This window comes from Noviherbaspirillum autotrophicum (assembly GCF_000818395.1).
Lineage (GTDB): Bacteria > Pseudomonadota > Gammaproteobacteria > Burkholderiales > Burkholderiaceae_D > Noviherbaspirillum > Noviherbaspirillum autotrophicum.
Genome location: NZ_JWJG01000028.1, coordinates 3,324,830 through 3,346,437 on the forward strand (window position 1 = coordinate 3,324,830; position 21,608 = coordinate 3,346,437).

General features: G+C 61.2%; 15 protein-coding genes. 11 read left to right on the forward strand and 4 right to left on the reverse strand.

Annotation, left to right across the window (positions count from 1 at the left end; all coding sequences use genetic code 11):
• Positions 1-140: 140 nt before the first annotated feature.
• Positions 141-1,343 carry a 3-oxoadipyl-CoA thiolase gene (locus TSA66_RS16660; protein ID WP_040040743.1) on the reverse strand — a complete coding sequence of 401 codons (1,203 nt, stop codon included), beginning with the start codon at positions 1,341-1,343 and terminating at the stop codon, positions 141-143.
• Between the two features lie 3 nt (positions 1,344-1,346).
• Complete coding sequence (locus TSA66_RS16665; protein ID WP_052452380.1) at positions 1,347-2,903, reverse strand: 3-hydroxyacyl-CoA dehydrogenase; 1,557 nt, start codon at positions 2,901-2,903, stop codon at positions 1,347-1,349.
• A 308-nt stretch (positions 2,904-3,211) separates the two neighbouring features.
• Here TSA66_RS16665 and TSA66_RS16670 point away from each other — a divergent pair, with 308 nt between their 5' ends.
• From TSA66_RS16670 to TSA66_RS16715, 10 genes are all read left to right on the forward strand, one after another.
• The gene (locus tag TSA66_RS16670) at positions 3,212-4,765 is read left to right on the forward strand and encodes a class I adenylate-forming enzyme family protein (protein WP_040040744.1); all 1,554 of its coding nucleotides are present in this window, start codon (positions 3,212-3,214) and stop codon (positions 4,763-4,765) included.
• Positions 4,766-4,795: 30 nt separating this feature from the next.
• A complete protein-coding gene (locus TSA66_RS16675; RefSeq protein ID WP_040040745.1) occupies positions 4,796-5,968 on the forward strand; it encodes an ABC transporter substrate-binding protein in 1,173 nt (390 codons plus the stop codon).
• Between the two features lie 69 nt (positions 5,969-6,037).
• Entirely contained in the window at positions 6,038-6,910 is an 873-nt protein-coding gene (locus TSA66_RS16680; protein WP_040040746.1) for a branched-chain amino acid ABC transporter permease, read from the forward strand.
• Positions 6,911-6,914: 4 nt separating this feature from the next.
• Positions 6,915-7,859, forward strand: coding sequence for a branched-chain amino acid ABC transporter permease (locus TSA66_RS16685; protein ID WP_040040747.1), 945 nt, complete (start codon positions 6,915-6,917; stop codon positions 7,857-7,859).
• Positions 7,852-8,565 (forward strand): ABC transporter ATP-binding protein, encoded by a 714-nt coding sequence (locus tag TSA66_RS16690; protein ID WP_040042682.1) that lies wholly within the window; start codon positions 7,852-7,854, stop codon positions 8,563-8,565. Before TSA66_RS16685 ends, TSA66_RS16690 begins: the two co-directional genes overlap by 8 nt.
• Entirely contained in the window at positions 8,558-9,265 is a 708-nt protein-coding gene (locus TSA66_RS16695) for an ABC transporter ATP-binding protein (protein ID WP_040040748.1), read from the forward strand. Before TSA66_RS16690 ends, TSA66_RS16695 begins: the two co-directional genes overlap by 8 nt.
• Positions 9,266-9,305: 40 nt before the next feature.
• Positions 9,306-10,112 (forward strand): IclR family transcriptional regulator, encoded by an 807-nt coding sequence (locus TSA66_RS16700; RefSeq protein WP_232429484.1) that lies wholly within the window; start codon positions 9,306-9,308, stop codon positions 10,110-10,112.
• Between the two features lie 121 nt (positions 10,113-10,233).
• Positions 10,234-13,347: a type VI secretion system Vgr family protein gene (locus tag TSA66_RS16705; RefSeq protein ID WP_198358830.1), complete on the forward strand. Its 3,114-nt coding sequence runs from the start codon at positions 10,234-10,236 to the stop codon at positions 13,345-13,347.
• Between the two features lie 13 nt (positions 13,348-13,360).
• A complete protein-coding gene (locus tag TSA66_RS16710) occupies positions 13,361-15,463 on the forward strand; it encodes a LysM peptidoglycan-binding domain-containing M23 family metallopeptidase (RefSeq protein ID WP_040040749.1) in 2,103 nt (700 codons plus the stop codon).
• Between the two features lie 40 nt (positions 15,464-15,503).
• Positions 15,504-16,310 carry a hypothetical protein gene (locus TSA66_RS16715; RefSeq protein WP_040040750.1) on the forward strand — a complete coding sequence of 269 codons (807 nt, stop codon included), beginning with the start codon at positions 15,504-15,506 and terminating at the stop codon, positions 16,308-16,310.
• Between the two features lie 67 nt (positions 16,311-16,377).
• Here the strand turns inward: TSA66_RS16715 and TSA66_RS16720 are convergent, their stop codons facing one another.
• Together TSA66_RS16720 and TSA66_RS16725 are read right to left on the reverse strand one after the other, a co-directional pair.
• On the reverse strand, positions 16,378-19,482 hold the full coding sequence (locus tag TSA66_RS16720; protein ID WP_040040751.1) for an efflux RND transporter permease subunit: 3,105 nt from the start codon (positions 19,480-19,482) through the stop codon (positions 16,378-16,380).
• Positions 19,479-20,630 carry an efflux RND transporter periplasmic adaptor subunit gene (locus tag TSA66_RS16725; RefSeq protein ID WP_040040752.1) on the reverse strand — a complete coding sequence of 384 codons (1,152 nt, stop codon included), beginning with the start codon at positions 20,628-20,630 and terminating at the stop codon, positions 19,479-19,481. The genes TSA66_RS16720 and TSA66_RS16725 overlap by 4 nt, the downstream gene beginning before the upstream one ends.
• A gap of 100 nt (positions 20,631-20,730) precedes the next feature.
• Between TSA66_RS16725 and TSA66_RS16730 the strand changes: the two genes are divergently transcribed.
• Positions 20,731-21,201: a MarR family winged helix-turn-helix transcriptional regulator gene (locus tag TSA66_RS16730; protein ID WP_052452383.1), complete on the forward strand. Its 471-nt coding sequence runs from the start codon at positions 20,731-20,733 to the stop codon at positions 21,199-21,201.
• Positions 21,202-21,608: the final 407 nt, after the last annotated feature.

The following is a 21,608-nucleotide window of genomic DNA, read 5'->3' on the forward strand; positions in this document are numbered from 1 at the left end:
CGCCAGCTTGTCCTGGCAGTAGGCGTTGGCCGCGTCGCGCACCATGCGTTCGTCGTTGGTCAGCTGCTGGTCCAGCAGCAGCGGGTCGTCCCAGTGAAATTGCGCCTTGTTTTTCATTTCTGTCTCCGGTTTGCCTTGAATTAGATTCGTTCGATGACCATGGCCAGGCCTTGGCCCACGCCTATGCACAGACTGACTACCGCATAGCGGCCATTGCGGCGGATCAGTTCGCGGCTGGCGGTCAGCGCCAGGCGCGCGCCCGAGGCGCCGAGCGGATGGCCGAGCGCGATGGCGCCGCCGTTCGGGTTGACGCGGGGATCGGTGAAGGAAATATCGAGCAGCTTGAGGCAGCCGAGCACCTGGCTGGCGAACGCCTCGTTGATCTCGATGATGTCCATGTCTGTCAGCGTGAGGTTGGCGCGCGCGAGCGCCTTGCGGATCGCGTATACCGGGCCGATGCCCATGACGCGCGGCTCCACGCCTGCCACGGCTGCCGACAGGATGCGCACCATCGGCGCCTTGCCGGCTTTCTCGCCTGCGGCGCGGCTGCCGATCAGCAGGGCCGCAGCGCCATCGTTGATGCCGGACGCGTTGCCGGCGGTGACCACGCCGCCTTCAAACAGCGGCTTGAGCTTGGCCAGGCTGGCCGTGGTGGTTTCGGGGCGCGGGTGCTCATCCTTGTCGACCGACACGGGCGGTGTCTTGCGGCCGGTCGGGACGGAAATCGGGTGGATTTCGCCCGCGAAGAAGCCGGCCTGCAGCGCGGCATCATATTTCATCTGCGAGGCCAGCGCGAACGCATCGGCATCGCTGCGCGTAATGCCGAACTCGCGCGCGACGTTGTCGCCGGTTTCCGGCATCGTATCGGCGCCGTACTGTTCGGTGACCTTCGGGTTCGGGAAGCGCGCGCCGATGGTGGAATCGAACACCTTGAAGTCACGCCCGAAGGCGGCTTCGGATTTCGCCACCACGAACGGCGCGCGGCTCATGCTCTCGACGCCGCCGGCGAGATACAGGTCGCCTTCGCCGCAGGTGATCGCGCGCGCTGCGTCCATCACGGCGGCCAAGCCGCTGGCGCACAGGCGGTTGACGGTCTGGCCCGGCACCGTCACCGGCAGGCCGGCCGCCAGCAGCGCGTTGCGCGCGACGTTGCGCGAATCCTCGCCGGCCTGGTTGGTGTCGCCCAGGATGACGTCCTCGATCTGGTCGGGCCGCCACGGGTTGCGGGCAACCACTGCGCGCATGACTTCCGCGACCAGATCGTCGGGACGTACCGGAGCGAGTGCGCCGGCGTGACGGCCGAACGGGGAACGCAGGCCATCATAGATATAGGCGTCGAGCATGGATCAGATCTCCTTGTGATGTAGGGACAGGCCGAGCAGGGCGCGGCGCTGCAGCCAGGGGCTGGGGCGGTAGCGGGAATCGCCGGTCTGCTGTTCGAGGTTTTTCAGGATGGTGAAAACAGTCTTGGCGCCGAGCTGGTCGCCCCAGGCGAGCGGCCCCAGCGGATAGCCGAGCCCGAGCGTCACGGCGCGGTCGATGTCGAGCGGATCGGCAATGCCTTGCTGTGCGATTTCGCAGGCGATGTTCACGATGTGCGCAACCACGCGCTGCGTCACCAGGCCGGCGCTGTCGCGGATGACACTGACGGGAATGCCGGCGGCCGGCGCTCCGGCCGCGCCGAACAGGCCGCAGGCTTGCGTCAGGAATTCTTCCGTCGTGGCTGGCGTGGTCATCACGACGCGGCGGCGCGACAGGTCGAGCAGGGTTTCGACGGCGACGGTGCGGCGCGCGTCGAGTTGTTCTCGCACGCAGCAGGTCGTGGCGTCTTCGCCCAGCGGCGTGACGATGCACAATGCGCTATCGCTCGGGCGCGCGCCGGACTCCATCGCCACGCCGGCCGCCGCGATCAGGCTGGCGAGGCGTTCCGCCAGCTCCGGGCGTTCCTGGCTGAGCCAGACGCTGGCCGGCTGGCTGGTCGGCTGCGCCGGTTCGGCGATCGCCTCCTTCCTGCCGTCGGCGCCGTAGCGGTAAAAGCCGTGCCCGACCTTCTTGCCGAGCGCGCCGGCAACCAGCATCTGGCGCGTCTGCACTTGCGGGCGAAAGCGCGGCTCTTCGTAATACTGGTGGTAGATCGATTCCATCACCGGATGCGACACGTCCAGCCCGGTCAGGTCGAGCAGTTCGCACGGGCCGAGCCGGAAGCCGGCGGTGTCGCGCAGGATGTTGTCCAGCGCCGGCACCGACGCGACGCCCTCGGCCAGGAGGCGCAAGCCTTCCGTGCCGTAGCCGCGCCCGGCGTGGTTGACGATGAAGCCGGGCGTGTCCTTGGCGCGCACCGCCGTGTGGCCCCAGTGGCGGCCGAGCGCGAGCAGGTAATCGACGACGGCCGGATCGGTCAGGAAGCCGCCGATCGCCTCGACGATCTTCATCAGCGGCACCGGATTGAAAAAGTGAAAACCGGCCACGCGCTCGGGATGCGCCAGGCCGGCGGCAATGGCGGTGACGGACAGTGAAGATGTATTGGTGGCGAGGATGGCGCCGGCATCGACGATGCCTTCGAGGGTCTTGAACAGTGATTTCTTGGCGTCGAGGTCTTCGACAATCGCTTCCACTACCACATGGCAACTCGCCATATCCTGCAATCCGCCGCAGGCGTGCAGGCGTTCGCCGGCGGCAGCGGCGGCGCCAGCATCGAGCTTGCCCTTGTCGACCAGCTTGCCAAAGGTTGCCAGCAATTCGGCACAGGCGGCTTCGGCCGCGCCTTGCCGGCTGTCGCTCAGGCGGACTTGTGCGCCCGCCAGCGCCGCGATCTGCGCAATGCCGCGTCCCATGACGCCGCAGCCAACAAGTCCGACGATAACGTCATTTGACGACGGTTCGGGGCGATTTCGGTGCTGCATCAGGCGTCTCCTTGAATTTAATTGAGAGTTCTGCGGTGCAGAATAATATATTTGAAAATGGAACTGTATTTCTTTAAACTTGATCTGTCAAGAAAAGCATTTCCCTGAAAACAAGGCTGATAAAGCGAAAAAGAAGGCTGCAAGGCTGATTCATGTCGCCATGCTTATTGAATTCGTAGTTCTGCAGTGCAGTATGTAATTCCGCAAAAAACGTTGCCTTTTCTTTTTGGATATGCCAGTATCGTGACCCTGACCGCATGCAAAGCCATGCATTTCAGGTCGGCATAAAGACATAACCAGGAGGGGACATGACGCAAGCAGCGCATCCGGCTGCCTCGATGAGCCGCATTCACGACGCCTTTCAGGCTTGGACCACGGCGCATGGCGACAAGGTCGCGCTGGCTGACGCACAGCGCAGCCTGACCTACGGCGAACTGGACGAAGTGGTCGAGGCGGTGGCGCAGCGACTGCGCGACGCCGGTGTGCGCGCCGGCGACCGCGTGCTGCTCGTGGCCGAGAATTCGGTGGCGCTGGGCGTATGCATTCTTGCCGTCAGCCGCCTCGACGCCTGGTCGGCCACCGTCAACGCGCGCCTGTCCGAGCGCGAGATCGATAATTTCCTGTCTCATTCCGGTGCACGCCGTGCCCTGTATTTCAGCGCCGTCTCGCCGCAGGCGGGCGCGCATGGCCGGCAGCGCGGTGCCGTAACCGTGGACTGGCCCGGCATCGGCGACCTCATGCTGGGGCCCTTGAACGAACAGGCGCTGCCGGAGCCGGTGGAAGCCGACGGTGCCAAACAGGTCGCTGCCATGGTGTACACCTCCGGCACGACCGGCGCGCCCAAGGCGGTGATGCTCACCCACGCCAACCTGCTGTTCGTCGCCGCCAACAGCTGCCGCATGCGCCGTATCACGCCGGATGACGTGATCTATGGCGTATTGCCGCTGTCGCACGTCTACGGTTTGTCGTCGCTGCTGGCGGCGGCGCTGTTGGGCGGCGCCACCTTGCGCCTGGTGGCGCGCTACCAGCCCGACGCGCTCGCCCATGCGCTGGCGCACGACGGCATCAGCGTGATGCACGGCGCGCCCGCCATGTATGCCAAGCTGCTCGAATGGAGCGAAAGCACCGGTACCCCACTGCGCGCGCCTGCGCTGCGCGTGGCGCAGTCGGGCGGCGCTCCGCTTACCATGCCGCTCAAGCAGGCATTCGAAAAAACCTTCGGGCTCACGCTGCACAACGGTTATGGCATGACCGAAGCGTCGCCGTCGATCTGCCAGACGCGGATGGACGCGCCGCGCGCCGACTGCTCGGTCGGGCAGGTGATTCCCGGCGTCGACGTCAGGTTGAACGGCGCCGAAACCGGCAAGGACGGCACTGGCGAACTGTGGGTGCGCGGCCCGAACGTGATGAAGGGCTATTACCGCGCGCCGGAACTGACTGCCGAAACGATCACGCCGGACGGCTGGCTGCGCACTGGCGATCTGGCGCGCATCGACCCGGACGGCGCGGTATCCATCGTCGGCCGCAGCAAGGAACTGATCATCCGCTCCGGCTTCAACGTCTATCCGATCGAGGTCGAGCAAGTGCTGAATGCCTACCCCGGTGTCGTACAATCCGCAGTCGTCGGCCGCGAGGTGGAAGGCAACGAAGAAGTGGTCGCTTTCATCGAGCCGTCGCAGGACGCGTCGATCGACCTGGGCGCGCTGCAGGCCTGGCTGCGGGACAACCTTTCCCCTTACAAGATTCCTTCGGAGATCGTCGTTCTCGACCACTTGCCGTCTGCAGCGACCGGCAAGGTGCTGAAGAAGGAGCTGCAACTACAAGCTGCACAGCGCCGAGCCGCTGGAAAAATCCAACCCTGAGGCGTTCGTCTCAAGACAAGAGGAAGACAAATGACATTCCAACTCACTACCGTTGCAAAACTTGGCGCACTGCTGGGCGCGGCGCTGATCGGCGCCTCCGCCACTGCAGAGGAATTCAAGGTCGGGGCCCACATGCCGCTGACCGGCACCCTGGCGCGTTCCGGCCAGGGCTTCAACGAAGGCATCCAGGCTGCGGTGGATATATTCAATCGTACCAACGGCAAGCACAAGATCAAGATGATCACCATCGATGACGAATCGGCGCCGGCCAAGGCGGTCGCGGCCGTCGAAAAGCTGGGCTCGGAGGGCGTGACTTCGGTCATCGGCGGCTATGGCTCCAACATCATCGGGCCGGCATCGGACACGTCCAACCGCCTCGGCCTGACCTACATCACCGCCGGCGGCGTGAACGACGAACTGACCAAGCGCGGCTACAAGACCTTCTTCCGCATCAACAACACGCGCGGTTACGAGACGGCGGTGACCACTATGCTGCAGGAAGTGAAGGCGCAGTCGGTATCGATCGTGTATTCCACCAAGGAAGCCACCAGCGACCTGGCCAAGGATATCCAGAAGACGCTCGCTGCGAAGAACGTCAAGGTCACGATGCACGCGTTCGACCCGGCCATCACCGACTTCAAGCCGATCATCAACAAGATCAAGCTGCAGGACAAGCCCGACGTGCTGTTCATGAGCGGCTATGAAAACGACTACGTCGGCATCATCCGCGCCGCCAAGGTCTTGAAGCCGCAAATCAAGTCGATCGTCGGCGTCTGGTCGCTCGCGACCTCCAAGATGGCAAGCGATTTTCCTGACCTGATGCCGAACGTGATCGGCACCGCCATGCTGCCGTTCCCGGTCGAATACAAGACGCCGGAGGGCAAGCAGTTCGCCGAAACCTACAAGAAGATGTTCAACAAGGACGTCGATTACCTCGCGCAGTTCGGCTACGTCAAGGCCAGCCTGCTGTTCGAAGCGATCGCGCGCGCGGCCGACAACGGCACGCTGAAGAAGGGCGGCCTGTCGGATGAGCTGCGCAAGACCAACCGCGACACGCTGATCGGCAAGGTGACGTTCGACGCCAACGGCGACAACCCGAACTTCCAGCACCGCATGGGCCAGCACCAGAACGGCAAGATCGCGATCGTGTCGCCGGCGGCGCAGGCGACCGCGCCGATCAAGTATCCGGCCCTGCCCTGGTAAGTCGGTATGCGCCCCTCTCCCGCAAGCGGGAGAGGGACTATTTCACAGCCTCGGCTTCATTCAGTCACCATGTCAGAACTTATCCTGCAATCCCTCTACTCGGGCATGCTGGTCGGCGGCGTCTACGCGCTGATCGCGCTCGGCTTGACGCTCGCCTTCGGCACCATGCGCATCATTAACCTGGCGCACGGCGAGCTGGTGCTGCTGGCCGCCTACATCGGCTATACCGTGGAAAGCCGCTTCGGCGTCAACCCGATGCTGGCGCTGCCGATCGCACTGATCGTCGTCTGCTGCTGCTCGGCGATCGTGTACTTTCTCGTCTCACGCATCCAGCGCAACCGCGAACTCAACTCGCTGATGCTCACCTTTGCGCTGGGCACCATCATCACCAACGGCGTGCTCCTGATCTGGAAAAGCGATATCCATTCGACGGCAAACGCCGGCATGCAGGATGCGGTCCAGTTCGGCGACCTGTTCTCCATGTTCAGCGAACTGCTGTTCTTTGTCGCCAGCCTGGGCGTGGCCGCCGTGCTCGGCTGGTGGCTGTCGCGCAGCTGGTATGGCCGTGCCGTGCGCGCCGTGTCGTCCAACCGCGATGCGGCCAAGCTCATGGGCATCAACCCGTCCAAGGTCGAGCTGGTGTCGTTCCTGGTGGCCGGCGTGCTGGCATCCGTGGCCGGCATCGCGATCTTCTCGTCCGGCGTGATCTCGCCGCCGCTCGGCCATTCGCTGACGGTGAAGGCTTTCATCATTACCGTGCTGGCCGGCGTCGGTTCGGTGCCGGGCGTGGTGCTGGCGGCATTTTTACTTGGCATCACCGAAGCGCTGACGGTCACGCTGGCCAGTTCCGCGTTGCAGGAACTGGCCGGCATGCTGCTGTTTTTGATCGTGCTGTTCATCCTGCCGAATGGCCTGTTTGGCGCCAAGAAGCGCCGGGGTTAAGACCATGAAAAAATTCATCTGGGTGGCGCTCGCCATTCTCTATCTCATCGTGCCGGCTCTGCTGAAAGGAAACAGCTACATCCTCAGCATGACGGTGTCGTCGCTGATCGTCGCCGGCATCGCGGTGGCCTGGGCCTTGCTCGGCAACCTGGGCGGCATGGTCAGCTTCGGCCATGCCGCGTTCTTCGGCATCGGCGCTTACGCATCGGCGCTCTTGACGATGAAGGCTGGCGTGCCGGTGCTGCTGGCAATCCCGGCCGGCGGCCTGTTCGCGGCGCTGGCGTCGCTGGCCATGCTGCCGGCGCTGCGCCTGTCGGGGCCGTACTTCGCGCTGGCGATCCTGGCGTATGCGCACATCTTCCGCATCCTCGCCACCGAACTGACCGACCTGACAGGCGGCTCCGGCGGCCTGTCCTCGATCCCGGGGCTGCCGTCGGTGGCGCAGGCCGAATTCCTCGCCGGGCTGGGCCCGTACCTCGTTGCGCTGACCATCGTGCTGGCGTTCTGCCTGGTCTATGCCCGCGTGCGCCGCAGCGATTACGGCATCGCGCTGCGCGCCATGCACGAAAGCGAAGACGCCACGCGCGTGGTCGGCGTCAACAGCGTGCTGCTCAAGTCGTGGATGCTGCTGCTGTCGGCCTTCATGACTGGCACAATCGGCGCCTTCAACGCGCACATCATCAACTTCCTGGAGCCGGATTACGCGTTCAGCCCGGCCTGGAGCGTGCTGCCCATCGTGGCAGCGATCTTCGGCGGCTACCGCAGCGTGCTCGGCCCCATGATCGGCGCGGTCGTGATCTACCTGGTCGATCAGCTGGTGTTCAAGGCGGTGCTGTCGTCCGGCCACCAGATCGTGCTCGGCGTCGTGCTGGCGGCGATGATCCTGCTGGCGCCGGACGGCTTGCTCTCGCTATTCAGGAAGCGCAATGCAGGAGGACAGCATGCTTAAACTCGACGGCATCACGATCCAGTTCGGCGGCCTGACCGCCCTCAAGGATGTCAGTTTTTCGATGGGTACGGACCAGGTCGTCGGCCTGGTCGGGCCGAACGGCGCGGGCAAGACCACGCTGTTCAACGCGATCTCCGGACTGGTGAAGCCGACCCATGGCTCGGTGTCCTTCGACGGTATCGAACTGGGCCGCAAGCCGCTGTACACCCGGGCACGGGTCGGCATCGGCCGCACATTCCAGATCCCGCAGCCGATGCACGAGCTGACGGTGCGCGAAAACCTGGTGGTCGCGCAGCGCTTCGGCAATGGCCGCGTCGATCACGCGCGCATCGACGAGATTTTGAAATTCATGGATTTGTACGACCAGGCAGGCAGCGATGCCGCGACCGGCCTCGCGCTGCAGCAACTCAAGCGGCTGGAAGTGGCGAAGGCGCTCGCCACGGAACCCAAGCTGCTGCTGCTGGACGAAGTGCTGGCGGGTCTGGAAACCAACGGCAAGCGCTACTTCACCGCCAAGCTGGAGGAACTGCATGAAAAGTTCAAGATCGGCATCCTCATCATCGAACACGATATCGAAACCGTGTCCACGCTGTGCCACCGAGTGGTCGTGCTGAACTTCGGCAAAGTCATCGCCGACGGCACGCCGGATGCCGTCTTCCGCGACCCGGAAGTCATCAAGAGTTATACAGGAGCGGGCCATGCTTGAGATCAGCAACCTGCGCGCCGGCTATGGCGCGATCAATGTACTGTGGGATGTCAGCCTGGATTTCGCCGAAGGCAAGCTGACCACGATCGTCGGCCCCAACGGCGCCGGCAAGTCGACGCTCCTGAAGGCGATCATGGGCCTGGTGCCGTCCTCGCAAGGCAGCATCACGCTGCGCGGCGCCTCGCTGGCGCAGCAGCGCACCTGGGACATGTCGGAGCAGGGCGTGGTGCTGGTACCCGAAGGGCGCATGGTGTTTCGGGACATGAGCGTCGAGGAAAACCTGACGATGGGCGCGTTCCCGAAAAGCCGGCGGGCGGCGGCGGCGCGCAATATCGAGCGCGCCTACGAACTGTTCCCGAAGCTCAAGGAGCGGCGCAAGCAGCTGGCCGGTTCGCTGTCCGGCGGCGAAGCGCAGATGGTGGCGATGGCGCGCGGCCTGATGGCCGAGCCGCGGCTGCTGCTGATCGACGAACCGTCGCTCGGCCTGGCGCCGGTCATCGTGCATGAAATCTTCCACATCCTCGGCAAGCTCAAGCAGCAGGGCGTGACCATCGTGCTGGTCGAGCAGAACACGCATATGGCGCTCGGTGTGGCCGACCGCGTCTACATGATGCGCAGCGGCCGCGTGGTGCTCGACAAGCCGGCAGCCGAGATTGATGTCGCGAAGCTGCACGACTTGTATTTTGCGCTGGAGGCGTAGTTTGTCGGATAATGCGGCGCACGGGCACATAAAGACGGAAATGGCGAAAGAAATGAGCGGCGAGCAAGTACAGGGAGCGCAGAAATCGAATGCAAAGGAGGACCGGCATTTCGTGACGGCGCTCGCACGCGGCCTCGAGGTGCTGGCTTGCTTTCGCTCGGGCGACAAGCTGCTGGGCAACCAGGAGCTGGCCGACCGCGCCAAGCTGCCCAAATCCACCGTTTCGCGCCTGACCTATACGCTGACCAAGCTTGGGTATCTGCAATACGACGACGAGGCCGGCAAGTACCGCCTAGGCACCGCGACCCTCGCGCTCGGCAGCGCCATGCTGTCCAAGCTCGACATTCGCCAGATCGCGCGCCCCTACATGCAAGAGCTGGCCGATTTCTCGCATGCGACGGTGTCGCTCGGCATGCGCGACCGTCTCAGCATGATCTATGTCGAAAACTGCCGCAGCCAGGCGGCGCTCACGCTGCGCCTAGACGTCGGCGCGCGCATTCCGATCGCATTGACAGCCATGGGCCGCGCTTATCTGGCCGAGGCTGCCCCCACCGAGCGCGACGATATCCTGGAGCGGGTGCGTGAGCTCGACCACTGGAAATTTCCGGATATCCGCGCCGGCGTGATGCGTTCGGTCGAGGAGTACCAGACGCTGGGCTGCTGCACCTCGTTTGGCGACTGGCAGCCGGACGTGAACGCGATTGCGGTGGCGTTCAGGCCGGCCAGCGGCGCGTCGATCCTCAGCATTAACTGCGGCGGGCCGGCATTCAACCTGTCGCAGGATTTCCTGCTCAACGAAGTCAGGCCGCGCCTGCTGGAATTGCGGGACCGGTTGCGCCGGGCGTAACGTCCGGCGGTTCCGTCCGTCCCTTTATTCGCGCGCCTCGCCGATCACGGTGGAATGATTGTAAAAATAACAATAAGTTGCCATAATTGCCATGCTTTTGCACGGCACATCAAGGCAAATCGTGACTATCACCCAGGCGCATGACGTTCATCCTTCGATATTTCCAGACTCCTTCCCAGCCCAATTGGCGCGCTTTAGTGCGGAAACCCGGCTCTACGACATAGAAACCCCGCTCGACCCGGACAAGCTGCTAGTCGAATGCTGGTTCGGCCGCGAACGCCTATCCGAGCTGTACGAATGGCGCATCTTCTGTCTGTCCGACGACGACGCCCTCAAACTCAAGTCGCTGGTCGCTCAGCAGGTCATCCTGCGCACCCGACTGGCCGACGGCACGCAGGCCACGCGCAGTGGCTGGGTGTCGCATATCGCACAGCTCGGCACCGACGGCGGCTTTGCGCGCTATTGCCTGACGGTCGTTCCATGGCTGTGGCTGGCAACGCAGCGCCGCAACAGCCGCGCCTTCCAGGACAAGACCGTGCTGGAGATAGTCGAAGCAGTCTTTGCCGCCGACGGCCACAGGGCGAACTGGCGAATCGCCCCCGGCGTCGAGCGCTTCATGGCACGCCTGCGCCCGCGCAGCTACTGCTGCCAGTACCGCGAAAGCGATTACGCGTTCGTCTCGAGATTGCTGGCTGAAGAAGGGATCGGCTTCTATTTTGAAGAGGATCTCGGCTCCGGCACCAGCCTTTCCAGGCAATGCCTCGTGCTGTTTGCCGACTCGACCGCCTTTGCCGACGACTGTTCCGGCAAGGACGGCGGCATTCGCTTCCACCGCAATGGCGCCGCCGAACAGCGCGACAGCATCCAGGCATTCGGCAGCACACGCCGGCTGCCGTCGGCCCTCACCACGATCAGCACCTGGGACTACCGCGCCAAACGTGTGATTGCCGCGTCGCGGCCAAGCGCGCAATCCTTCGGCAGCGCTCACGTGCCGCGCGTCGAATCCTGCGACTGGGCCGGCATGTACGCCTTCGCCAGCAGCGAGGAGGCTGAGCATTACGCACGCATCCTGCGCGAAGCAGCCGATGCACGTGCCAAGACCTGGTTCGGCAACGGGAGCGTTCGCACGTTCCGTGCCGGCAGCGCATTCGATCTGAAGGACTCGCCGCTCGACCTTGCGCCCGGCGCCGAGGAAAATGCGCAGCGCAAGCGCTTTGCCCTGCTGGGTGTGCTGCATGCCGGCGTCAACAATCTGCCGGACGGGGTGAAGGAGGCCTCCGAACACCTTGGGCCGGTTGATCCCGCTGGATGGTCGGTACGCGGCGCGACGTCGCCCAGCCCGCGTGACGACGTCGATAGCGGCGAATACCTCGATGCCGCGGCCTGGTCTCGCCTGCGGGAAGCCGCCGAAAACACTGGCTATGCCAATCGCTTCACCGCTATCCGCGCCGATGTGCCATGGCGCCCGGCCCTGTACGACGGAACCGGCACGCTGCTCAATCCCAAGCCCACCGCCTGGGGCAGCCAGACCGCCATCGTGGTCGGCCCGGACGGTTCGACCGCCGACGCCGGCACCGTCCATAGCGACCACCTGGGGCGTATTCGCATCCGTTTTCACTGGCAGCATGCGGACAGCAGCACCTGCTGGGTGCGCGTGGCGCAAATGTTCGCCGGCCCCGGCTATGGCGCGCAATTCATCCCGCGCATCGGGCAGGAAGTGCTGGTCAAGTTCTTTGAGAATGACATCGACCGGCCGATCGTCACCGGCGTGCTGTACAACGGACAGGGACAGGACGCCGCCGACGCCTTTGCCGAGGCAGCCGACCATGCCCCGGCCGGGCAGGACAACAAGATAGGTAGCGGCGCGTCGCCAGCCTGGCACGCCGGCGCCGGCCAACACCGGCATGCCGGATACCTGTCCGGCTTCAAGTCGGTGGCGCTCGGCGCAGACGGCTACGCACGCCAGTCCAACCAGCTGGTTTTCGACGACACGAGCGGACGGCTGCGCACCAGGCTGTCGACCGATACGGCCGCCACCCAGCTCAACCTCGGCCACCTGATCCATCAGAGCGACAACTACCGCGGCAGCTTTCGCGGCACCGGCTGGGAATTACGCACCGATGCCTGCGGTGCAGTCCGCGCCGGCAAGGGGCTCTTGCTGAGCACGTACTACGGCAGCGCACCGGACGGCCAATCCGAAGCCGCCGGCGACAATGCCCCCGGCATCGCTCTGCTGAAACAGGCAAAAGACTTTGCCGACACGTTCAACCGCGCGGCCACCACGCATCAAACGGTACAGTTCGTCCTGGTCAAGGGCGGTGCATTGAACGGCGAAAACAAGCTGAGCCGGATTGACGACGAATTGGCTCCGATCGATGCGATGCTAAAAGTGATCTCCGGTTTGGTCGGTGCGCAGGATGGCAGCCTGCACGGCCAGGAGCAGCGGATTCCTCACATGCACCAGCCGCTGGTAGTCGTCACCGCACAAGCCGGCATCGGTGTGGCCGCCGCCGGCGACCTACATATTGCCGCCGGCGAGGTTGCGCACTTTGCCAGCGGACGGGATATGCATACAGCGGCCGGCGAGACGTTCACCATGCACAGCGGCCAGGCAATCGGATTGCTCGCCGGCGCGTCGAGAGCAGGCGAGGGCGGCGCCGGCATCAAGCTGTATGCGGGGCAAGGCGATATCGAATTGCAGGCACAAAGCGACGAGATGACGCTGGCGGCGAAGGAGTTGGTCAAGCTCGCCAGCGCGAATAGCCATGTCGATTTCGCGGCGGCGAAGAGCATCACGTTATGCACTGAAGGCGGCGCGAGCCTGACCGTCGAGGGCGGCAATATTACGTTTGCTTGCCCAGGGACGATTTCGATCAAGGCTGCGAGCAAGAGCTTTGCGGGGCCGGCGCGCATGGCGCCATCACTCCCCGAGTTTTCTCTTGCAGATATGCCGCATACCAAGAAATTTGTTCTCTATGGATTGAACGGGAAACCGCTTGAAAGAGCAAAGGTTACGGTATTCGATCCGAATACAAGAAAACAAGTCTGGTCTGGAGAGGTGAATGAGGTCGGCCATACCGCTTCCTTGCCGGAAATGGAAGGATCAGAAGACTATGTTGCCGTGATGGGATTTAATGAAAGCGTCTTTCACTTCTACGATGCTCAGGACAGTATTCATCACGATGATGAAGACGATGTTTTTGAAGATGAGCATCACGATCGTACAGGCGAATGATTAAAGGGCCACTATGGAAAGCCGCTACTACGTCGTCAAGAAAGGCGACTCGCTGTGGGGAATTGCAAAACATTTCGGATACGCGGTGGATCAGATCGCCACGCGAAATGGCCTGATTGGAAAAAGGAAGAGTCTCATCAACGTCGGCCAAAAAATCTATCTGCCTGACGGGAAAACCGAGCCAGATCTGTTGTTGAATCTGAGAATAATTGGCTTAAACAGTAAGCCGATCAAGGATACGAAACTTGAGATCGAGCATGACGGAATTACAACCGAAGCCAGAACGAACGAGGATGGCTGGTTATTGGGCTTGGATATTCAAGACCATACCAAGGGGCTGAAAATCGCGTTTGAAAACTACGAAGGCAAGTGGCAGAGCATCTTTAACGAAAAAATTCTGCCTTTGGGCGAAAAGACTCTTGAGATCAATATTCTGACCGATTTGATCAAAGGTAAAACGCTGCGCAAAGAAGGCCCGGCGCTCCTTCCTGACAAGGCCATCGGAGCCGAAGTAAAAAAGCAAACGCCGCAACCCGCAACTTCCGCTACACCACGTAGGCCCTTGAGCGAAGTGCCGGCAGTGCCGGTTGTTCTTGAAACGAGGGCTGGCAATGGCCAGCCAGCGACGGTGAACGCACCGCTGTTTGCGGGGGAAAATCTATACCTTAATAAAGGTAACGAAAAATTTAGGCAGGCGATTATCGACGCCGCAAAACGCTACGATCTTACGCCTCACGCTTTCGCCGCCATTATCAATGCTGAAGCCGTCATCGGAAAGAATGGGGCTTGGGTGGAAACGTCTGCGGGAAGCGGCAAGGCGCGTGGATTGGGGCAATTTTTGCCACCCGCTTGGTTCCAGTATGTGGCCACACCCGGAACTCTTGGAAATGCTGAAGCGCGCAAGTTTTTGGGCGCCGTTAATTTATTAGCCACGAATGACACACTGTACAAAATCAATGGAAAAAGGAAAGATGAAATCAGTGCTTCGGCCCAAAAAACAATTCTTGGATGGCGCGATAACGGTTTTTATTCGATTGATGCGATTGGAGCATATGCAGTCTACAACCTCCGCTACCTGAAGGATCATGGTATCGATGCCACAGGGCTGCCACCGGATGAGAAGGTCAAGGTTGCATACATCATGCATCACGAGGGGCCGGGGGACGGGGTGTTGTATTTACAAGGGAAAATCGGGGAGACTGAAACGTCAACCCAACGAACCGTTGCGCGCAAATTAGCCAAGCAATTCAAAACATCGAATGACGATGGCACTGCCAAAGCGAAGGCATTGGCAGACCGCTTTCGCGGCGACTATGTAAAGGCGTATTACTATTTTCTGGCGAACCACACCAATTCTAAAGTCAATGCTAAAAATTTTATGCTCCAGCATAAAGGATTTAGTGAACGGTCGGCATTTGACGTGATTCAGCGCATCGCAGGCATAAATATTGAAAAGCCAACCAGTGAAAACGTAACGATTTCGAAGCAGCCAGAGTCTTCAAGTGCAGGCAAATTCACGAATGTAGAAAAGGAGGTTATTCCTCAGATTGGAGTTGGAGGGGGCCTCAACTGGAGTGACCCGTTAGATCGTTGCACGATCAGGACTGGAGGCTATAGCGATAGCGTAAGCAATCCCAGTAGTGCGCGTGCCAAATCATTATTTGGAGGGCGGGAAGGCAAACATAGAGGAATCGATCTCTGTGCATTGCCGGGGACGCTCATCAAAGCCGTAGCAAATGGTTTTGTCCATTATGCTGGCTTGGGTGGCAGTTATGGGAAGATAATTTTGCTAAAGGTGAATATTAATGATTTACCACCATCGCAGAAACGTTATGCGATGACAGTTAAAGGAATAGAGGATGAAACTATATATTTTATGTATGCACACCTGAGTTCAATTGATGTTACGCATCGCCCTTCCCCAATGATAAAAGCGGGTCAAATCATTGGAAAAAGCGGGGATACTGGGAACGCGGGTGGAATGACGGAAGTTGGAATCCTGTCTCCTCAGAAATACGGTGCACATTTGCACTTTGAAGTGCGTCGTAGCCCTAGTCTCAAGAAAGGCGAGGGGGACTGGTTCGATCCTAAGCCATTTCTAAACCACTGTGATTGACCCTTTGGTACCGATTAATAACACCAAATTGATGAAATTCATGGCAAGCTTAATAGATAAATTGCATTTAGTTTTTGTAATTTCCTTATTCCCTTTTTTTGCCGGCCATGCGTTGTCTGAGGTCGTGCACGAAAACAAGATGTACTCACCTCAAGAGCGCCAGGCGGAAGAGGCAAGGATTCGTCAAAAAATCGAGGAAAGACTGGATTGGAAAAACAGAAGCCCTGAGAAACTCGACGATTTACCCGATGCAGACAGGATGCTGATTGGAGGGCTAAACGAATCTATCTTGCTACGTCAGGAAAATGGTGAGCGTTTTGGCCTATTTGAGTCATTTAGAGATGCTGACAATATCAAAATCATCGAAGTTCGGTTACATAAAAAAAATAAGCTGACCGACCGTTTTCCTGTTTATCCTTCAGGGCTTTGCGATAAAGGGGTTGATATCTCAGCAGACAAAGTAATGCCCAGCTATGTTGTGTATTCCATTACCTGCACTTCGAAGAAATATGGGATGGAAAGTAGCCCTTATCTGTTTGATTATATGAGCCGCAACATGTATCAGCTCGCGGTGCTTGACTATGACCCGATTGAGAACAAAGCGCCTGACATTAAGTTGGAGAACGGCATCTACAAAATGAGCTGGAACGTCCGACTCCGAGGAGCCAAGAAGAACACTCTCGTGGTTCGCAATTTCAAAATCCTGAAAGACGCCAAAGGCGATTGGGCCGTCAAGGAGCTGCCGCCAATTGACGATGAAGCCGCAGCGGTCCCTCCGCTTAAAAAACTTCCCATCAAGTCGGAATATGACCTGCCTGCTTTCGTTGCGAATTGGGGGAAACGTTAAAAATTGACGAGCGAACAGTCGTTGCAACGTCAATACGGAAGTGCAGCTCCGCATTGACAGTCTGGGCTTAACCCGCCACTGCCTTCAACTCCCTAACATCTTCAATGTCCACATTCAGCGGCCCGTTCCCGCTAAACCGATCCAGATATAGGTAAATCACCGGCGTGATGTACAGCGTAATTACCTGCGAAAACAGCAATCCACCGACCACCGCCAAGCCCAGCGGTTGGCGCAGTTCGGCGCCGGCGCCCCATCCTAGTGCGATCGGCAATGCGCCCATGAGCGCGGCGAAGGTCGTCATCATGATCGGCCTAAAGCGCAGGATGCACGCCTGCCGGATCGCTTCCTGTGGCGGCTTTCCTTGCTCGCGCTGAGCGACGAGCGCAAAGTCGATCATCATGATCGCATTCTTTTTCACGATACCGATCAGCATCAGGATGCCGATGGTGGCGATCAGCGTCAGGTCCATCCCGAACAGGCGTAGCGTCAGCAGGGCGCCGACTGCGGCCGAGGGCAGACCGGAGAGGATGGTGATCGGGTGGATGAAGCTTTCGTACAGCACGCCCAAGAGCACATAGATCACCAGCAGCGCCACCACCAGCAACACCGTCTGGCTGGTCTGCGATTCCTTGAATACGGCCGCGTCACCGCCATAGGAGGTGATGACGCTGGCGGGCATGGCGATTTCGTTCTTGTAGCGCTCGATCCTGGCGGCGGCCACGCCCAGCGGCACATCCGGCGCCAGGTTGAACGAGATCGTGATCGCCTGCAGCTGTCCCTGGTGGTTGATCGCTGTCGGCCCGACGGTGCGTTCGACGCTGGCGAAGCTGGTCAGCGGCACCAGATTGCCAGCCTTGGCGCGCACGAAGATGCGCTCGAAGGCCGACTCGTCGCGCTTGTACGGATCGTCCGCCTGCAGGATCACCTGGTAATCGTTGCTGCTGGTGTAGATGGTCGATACCTGGCGCTCGCCGAAGGCGCTGTACAGCGCGCTGCGCAAGTCCGCCATCTGCACGCCCAGCAGGTTCGCCTTGTCGCGATCGATTCTGAGCGACGCCTGCAAGCCTTTCAGCTGCGAGTCGCTGGTCACATCGCGAAACGACTCGTCGCCACGCAGGCGTTCCAGCAGCTTGCCGCTCCAGTCGTTCAGCTCTGCCGCGTGCACGCTTTGCAGAATGTACTGGTAGCGGCTCTTGGAAACGCGCCCGCCCAGCTGCAAGTTCTGCACAGGACGGAAATACACCGCGATGCCGGGTACTGCGCGCACCTTCTTGCGCAAGCCTTCCAGCACCTGTGGCATCTTGTCGCGTTCGCTGCGCGGTTTGAGGTTGATGAACATGCGCCCGGTATTGGAGGTGTTGAAGCCGCCGCCAAGCGTCGATGCGACGCTGCCGACATTCGGGTCGGCCGCGACGATGTCGGCAACCTGCGCCTGTTTGTCCGACATGGCGGGAAAAGAAATGTCTTCCGATGCCTCGGTAGTGACGCTGATCTGCCCGATGTCTTCTTCCGGAAAGAAGCCCTTCGGGATGGTGACGAACAGGTAAGCGGTGACGACGAAAGTGGCCAGCGCCACCATCAAGATGGCAAACCGATGGCGCAGCCCCCAGTCGAGCGTGCGCGCGTAACGTTCGAGCATCGCGTCGAACACCCGCTCGAAGCCGCGGCTGACGATATTGTGCTTGTGGCCGTGGTCGGATGTCAGGTAGCGGCTGCACAGCATCGGCACCAGCGTCAGCGACACGATGGCCGACACCAGGATCGCCAGCGACACCACCACCGCGAACTCATGGAACAGGAGACCGATCACGCCCGGCATGAAAAAGATCGGGATGAACACGGCGATCAGCGACACCGAGATTGACACGATGGTGAAGCCCATTTCCTTCGAGCCGACCAATGCGGCCTTGAAGGGTTGCACGCCATTCTCGACATGGCGCACGATGTTCTCCAGCACCACGATCGCGTCATCCACCACCAGGCCGACTGCCAGCGTAATGCCGAGCAGCGAGACGTTGTCGAGGCTGTAGCCAAGGCTGTACAGCAGGGCGACGGCGCCCACCAGCGACACCGGCAGCGACAGTGTCGGTATCAGCGTCGCCACCATCCGCCGCAGGAACAGGAAAATCACCAGCACCACCAGCACCACCGTGATGCCGAGCGTGATGTTTACGTCATGCATCGCCTCGCGGATCGACACCGAGCGGTCGTTCAGCAGGTTGATCTGGACCGACTCCGGCAGCTGCGTCTTAAATCGCGGCAGCATCGCGCGCACCGAGTCAACCACCGCCACGGTATTGGCATTGGGCTGGCGCTGGATGGCCAGCACGATGGAGCGCTCGCCGTTGAAGCGGCTGGCGCTCTTGATCGATTCGTAACTGTCCTCCACCTGCGCGACTTCGCGCAGCTTGACCGGTACGTTATTGCGGCTGGCGACGATCAGGTCGGCGAATTCGGCGGCATTCTTCATCTGCGGGTTGGCCTGGATCGTCAGCGTCTGCCGCGCGCCGTCGAGCGTGCCAACCGGAGTGTTGGCATTGGCGGCGCGGATGCCGGCCACCAGGTCGTCCAGCGACAGATTGCGCGACGCCAGCAATGCCGGGTTGGCTTTCACCCGCACCGCGTAGCGCTTCTGGCCGTAGATGTTGACCTGCGCGACGCCGTTCAAGGTGGACAGGCTGGGCGAGATGAGGTTTTCCGCATAATCGTTCAGCTCCGACAGATCGAGCGACGGCGACGTCAGCGCCAGCAGCAGTACCGCCGCATCGGCCGGATTGACCTTGCGGTAGGAAGGCAGTTGCGTCATCTCCGCCGGGAGCGAGCGCTGCGCGCGCAGCAGGGCTGCCTGCACGTCGACGGCGGCGGCATCGATATCGCGCGCAGGGTCGAATTCCAGCGTCAGCGAGGAATTGCCCAGGGTGTTGGTCGAGCTGATGACGTTCAGGCCGGCGATGGTGGCGAATTGCTTTTCCAGCGGCAGCGCCACCGACGCCGCCATCGTCTCGGAGCTGGCGCCGGGCAGGTTGGCGGTCACGCTGATGACCGGCGTGTTATAGCTGGGCAGCGCCGCCACCGGGATCTTCAGGTAGGCTAGGATGCCGGCGACGACCACCGACGCGCACAGCAGCACCGTCATCACCGGCCGCCGGATACAAAGCTCGGAGATATTCATTGCGGGTTCTTCTGTGCGACGCTGCTGTCCGGGTGCGCATCGGCTGCGCGCACCTTGCTGCCGGGGCGCAGGTTCTGCTTGCCGTCCACCACCACGCTGTCGCCTGCTTCCACGCCTCTGACGGCGGCCTGGGTGCCGAACGAATGCAGCAGTTCGACGCGGCGCAGCTGGGCGGTCTGGTCAGCGCCGACTACATACACCGAGCGCGTGTCGATGCCGGTGATGACGGACGCCTGGGGGATGACGACGGCGTTCTTCAGTTCGCGTACGACGGTCGTGACCGGCACATACTGGCCGGGCCAGAGCCGGTGTGCCGCATTCGGGAAGACCGCCTTTACCTTGATGGTGCCGTTCTGCGGGTCGACGGCATTGTCGACAAAGCTGAGCTTGCCCTCCTGCGCATCAGCCGAGCCGGGCAACGTCGCCAGGACCTTCACGGTGTCCGAGCGTTGTGCTGCGAGCAGGGCGCCCAGTTCGCCCTCGGGCAGGGAAAACGTGATGGCGATCGGATCGATCTGGGAAATCGTGACCATCGGCGCGGCTGTCGCACTCGGCTGCACCAGCGTGCCCGCAAACACGGAAATGGCACCGGCGCGCCCGAAGGAGGCCGCCCGGATGGTGTCATAGCCGAGCGCCACGCGTGCGGCCTCGACTGCTGCCTGGTCGGCGCGCAATGTGGCGCGCGCCGCGTCGGCCTGTGCCTGGATCGTATCGGCGGCGCCTTGCGAGATGAAACCCTTGCCGAGCAATTCGCGGCTGCGCGCCAGCTGACGTTCGAGATCGGCCAGGCTGGCCTGGTCCTTCGCCAGCTGCGCCTGCGCCTTTTGCAGGTTCACGCGGTCGGCGCGTTCGTCCAGCGAAAACAGCACTTCGCCCGCCCTGACGAACTGGCCTTCCTTGATATGCACGCGGGCGACGAGGTTTGACACTTGCGGGCGCACCTCGACGTTATTGAGCGAGCTGACATAGCCGTTTGCTTCCAGCCGCACCGGCACGTCCGTTTGCACTGCTCGGGCGACGGTGACGGCGATTGCCGGCGCAGTTTTCGGCTGGCTGTTTTCCTGCTGCTGGTTGGTCCTGGTCAGATACCATGCGGCGCTGCCGGCGGCGACGATTGCAATCAATAAGGCGGCGTTCCGTCTTTTCATACAAGGTAGGCGGGGTGACGATCGGGCAGCGATGGCACGCATCGCTTCCGAATTAGTTAGCTAGTGCAAGTAATTCTACCACTCGCATACAATAGCGCTCATGAACCAGCCCATCAACGACACGCGCGATTTCCCAAAGGCGGCAACCGTGCAGGAGCAGTTCGGTCTCGCCATCGGCGAAATCGGACGTAGCTGGCGCTACAAGTTGGACCAGCGCCTGAAGCCGCTCGGCCTGTCGCAGTCGAAGTGGCGCACGCTGCTCTACATCTCGCGCACGCGTGACGGACTCACGCAGACGGACCTGGCGCACATGCTCGGCATCGAAGCGCCCACCGTGACGCGGCTGGTCAAGCAACTGGAGGACGGCGGCTGGGTGCTGCGCCGCGCGTTGCCGGGCGATGCGCGCTGCAAGATCGTGCATCTGACGCCGAAGACGAAAAGAACCATGCGGCGCATCGATGCTGAAGTGGCGCAGTTGCGCGCCGAAACGATCGGCCGACTCACCCTGAAACAGGCGGCGGCAGGGCTGGCTGCGCTGCAGGCCTTGCAGCGCCTGCTCGACAACGTGTGATCTGCCCCTAGCCTGGTGCGGCAGCATCCTTAGGTGCCGGTTGCCGTGGCGCTTCCTTTTTGTATAAAGCTTTTCCCGATTCAGGGAATTTAGCTTGTCAGCGTTGTGTCAAATTTGAGATGAATAATCGTTGCTGGCCCTGTTCGCACAGGCGTTCCGGCCGGGGTGGTTTTGGTGTGTTGAATTTGAAACTTGATATAGTTGCCGTGCGCATTTCGCACACACAGGAGCACGGTCGTTCGCTTCTTGACTTCATATCGGAGCGTTGAGTGAGATCAAATGAAGTGCTTGTCTTCAAGATTATGATGGCCCTGCTTTTTTCGACGCAGGTCTTGCCGTAATCCTTGCCGGCGCAAGCCAGTAGCCACGTATCTGCTCATCGCGTTGTATTGTTAGCTTTCTAGGGA

Bases quoted from the DNA above. Each gene is read 5' to 3' on its own strand.
- TSA66_RS16660 (WP_040040743.1), bottom strand. From the start codon at position 1,343: ATGCTCGACGCCTATATCTATGATGGCCTGCGTTCCCCGTTCGGCCGT.
- TSA66_RS16665 (WP_052452380.1), bottom strand. From the start codon at position 2,903: ATGCAGCACCGAAATCGCCCCGAACCGTCGTCAAATGACGTTATCGTC.
- TSA66_RS16670 (WP_040040744.1), top strand. From the start codon at position 3,212: ATGACGCAAGCAGCGCATCCGGCTGCCTCGATGAGCCGCATTCACGAC.
- TSA66_RS16675 (WP_040040745.1), top strand. From the start codon at position 4,796: ATGACATTCCAACTCACTACCGTTGCAAAACTTGGCGCACTGCTGGGC.
- TSA66_RS16680 (WP_040040746.1), top strand. From the start codon at position 6,038: ATGTCAGAACTTATCCTGCAATCCCTCTACTCGGGCATGCTGGTCGGC.
- TSA66_RS16685 (WP_040040747.1), top strand. From the start codon at position 6,915: ATGAAAAAATTCATCTGGGTGGCGCTCGCCATTCTCTATCTCATCGTG.
- TSA66_RS16690 (WP_040042682.1), top strand. From the start codon at position 7,852: ATGCTTAAACTCGACGGCATCACGATCCAGTTCGGCGGCCTGACCGCC.
- TSA66_RS16695 (WP_040040748.1), top strand. From the start codon at position 8,558: ATGCTTGAGATCAGCAACCTGCGCGCCGGCTATGGCGCGATCAATGTA.
- TSA66_RS16700 (WP_232429484.1), top strand. From the start codon at position 9,306: ATGGCGAAAGAAATGAGCGGCGAGCAAGTACAGGGAGCGCAGAAATCG.
- TSA66_RS16710 (WP_040040749.1), top strand. From the start codon at position 13,361: ATGGAAAGCCGCTACTACGTCGTCAAGAAAGGCGACTCGCTGTGGGGA.
- TSA66_RS16715 (WP_040040750.1), top strand. From the start codon at position 15,504: ATGGCAAGCTTAATAGATAAATTGCATTTAGTTTTTGTAATTTCCTTA.
- TSA66_RS16720 (WP_040040751.1), bottom strand. From the start codon at position 19,482: ATGAATATCTCCGAGCTTTGTATCCGGCGGCCGGTGATGACGGTGCTG.
- TSA66_RS16725 (WP_040040752.1), bottom strand. From the start codon at position 20,630: ATGAAAAGACGGAACGCCGCCTTATTGATTGCAATCGTCGCCGCCGGC.
- TSA66_RS16730 (WP_052452383.1), top strand. From the start codon at position 20,731: ATGAACCAGCCCATCAACGACACGCGCGATTTCCCAAAGGCGGCAACC.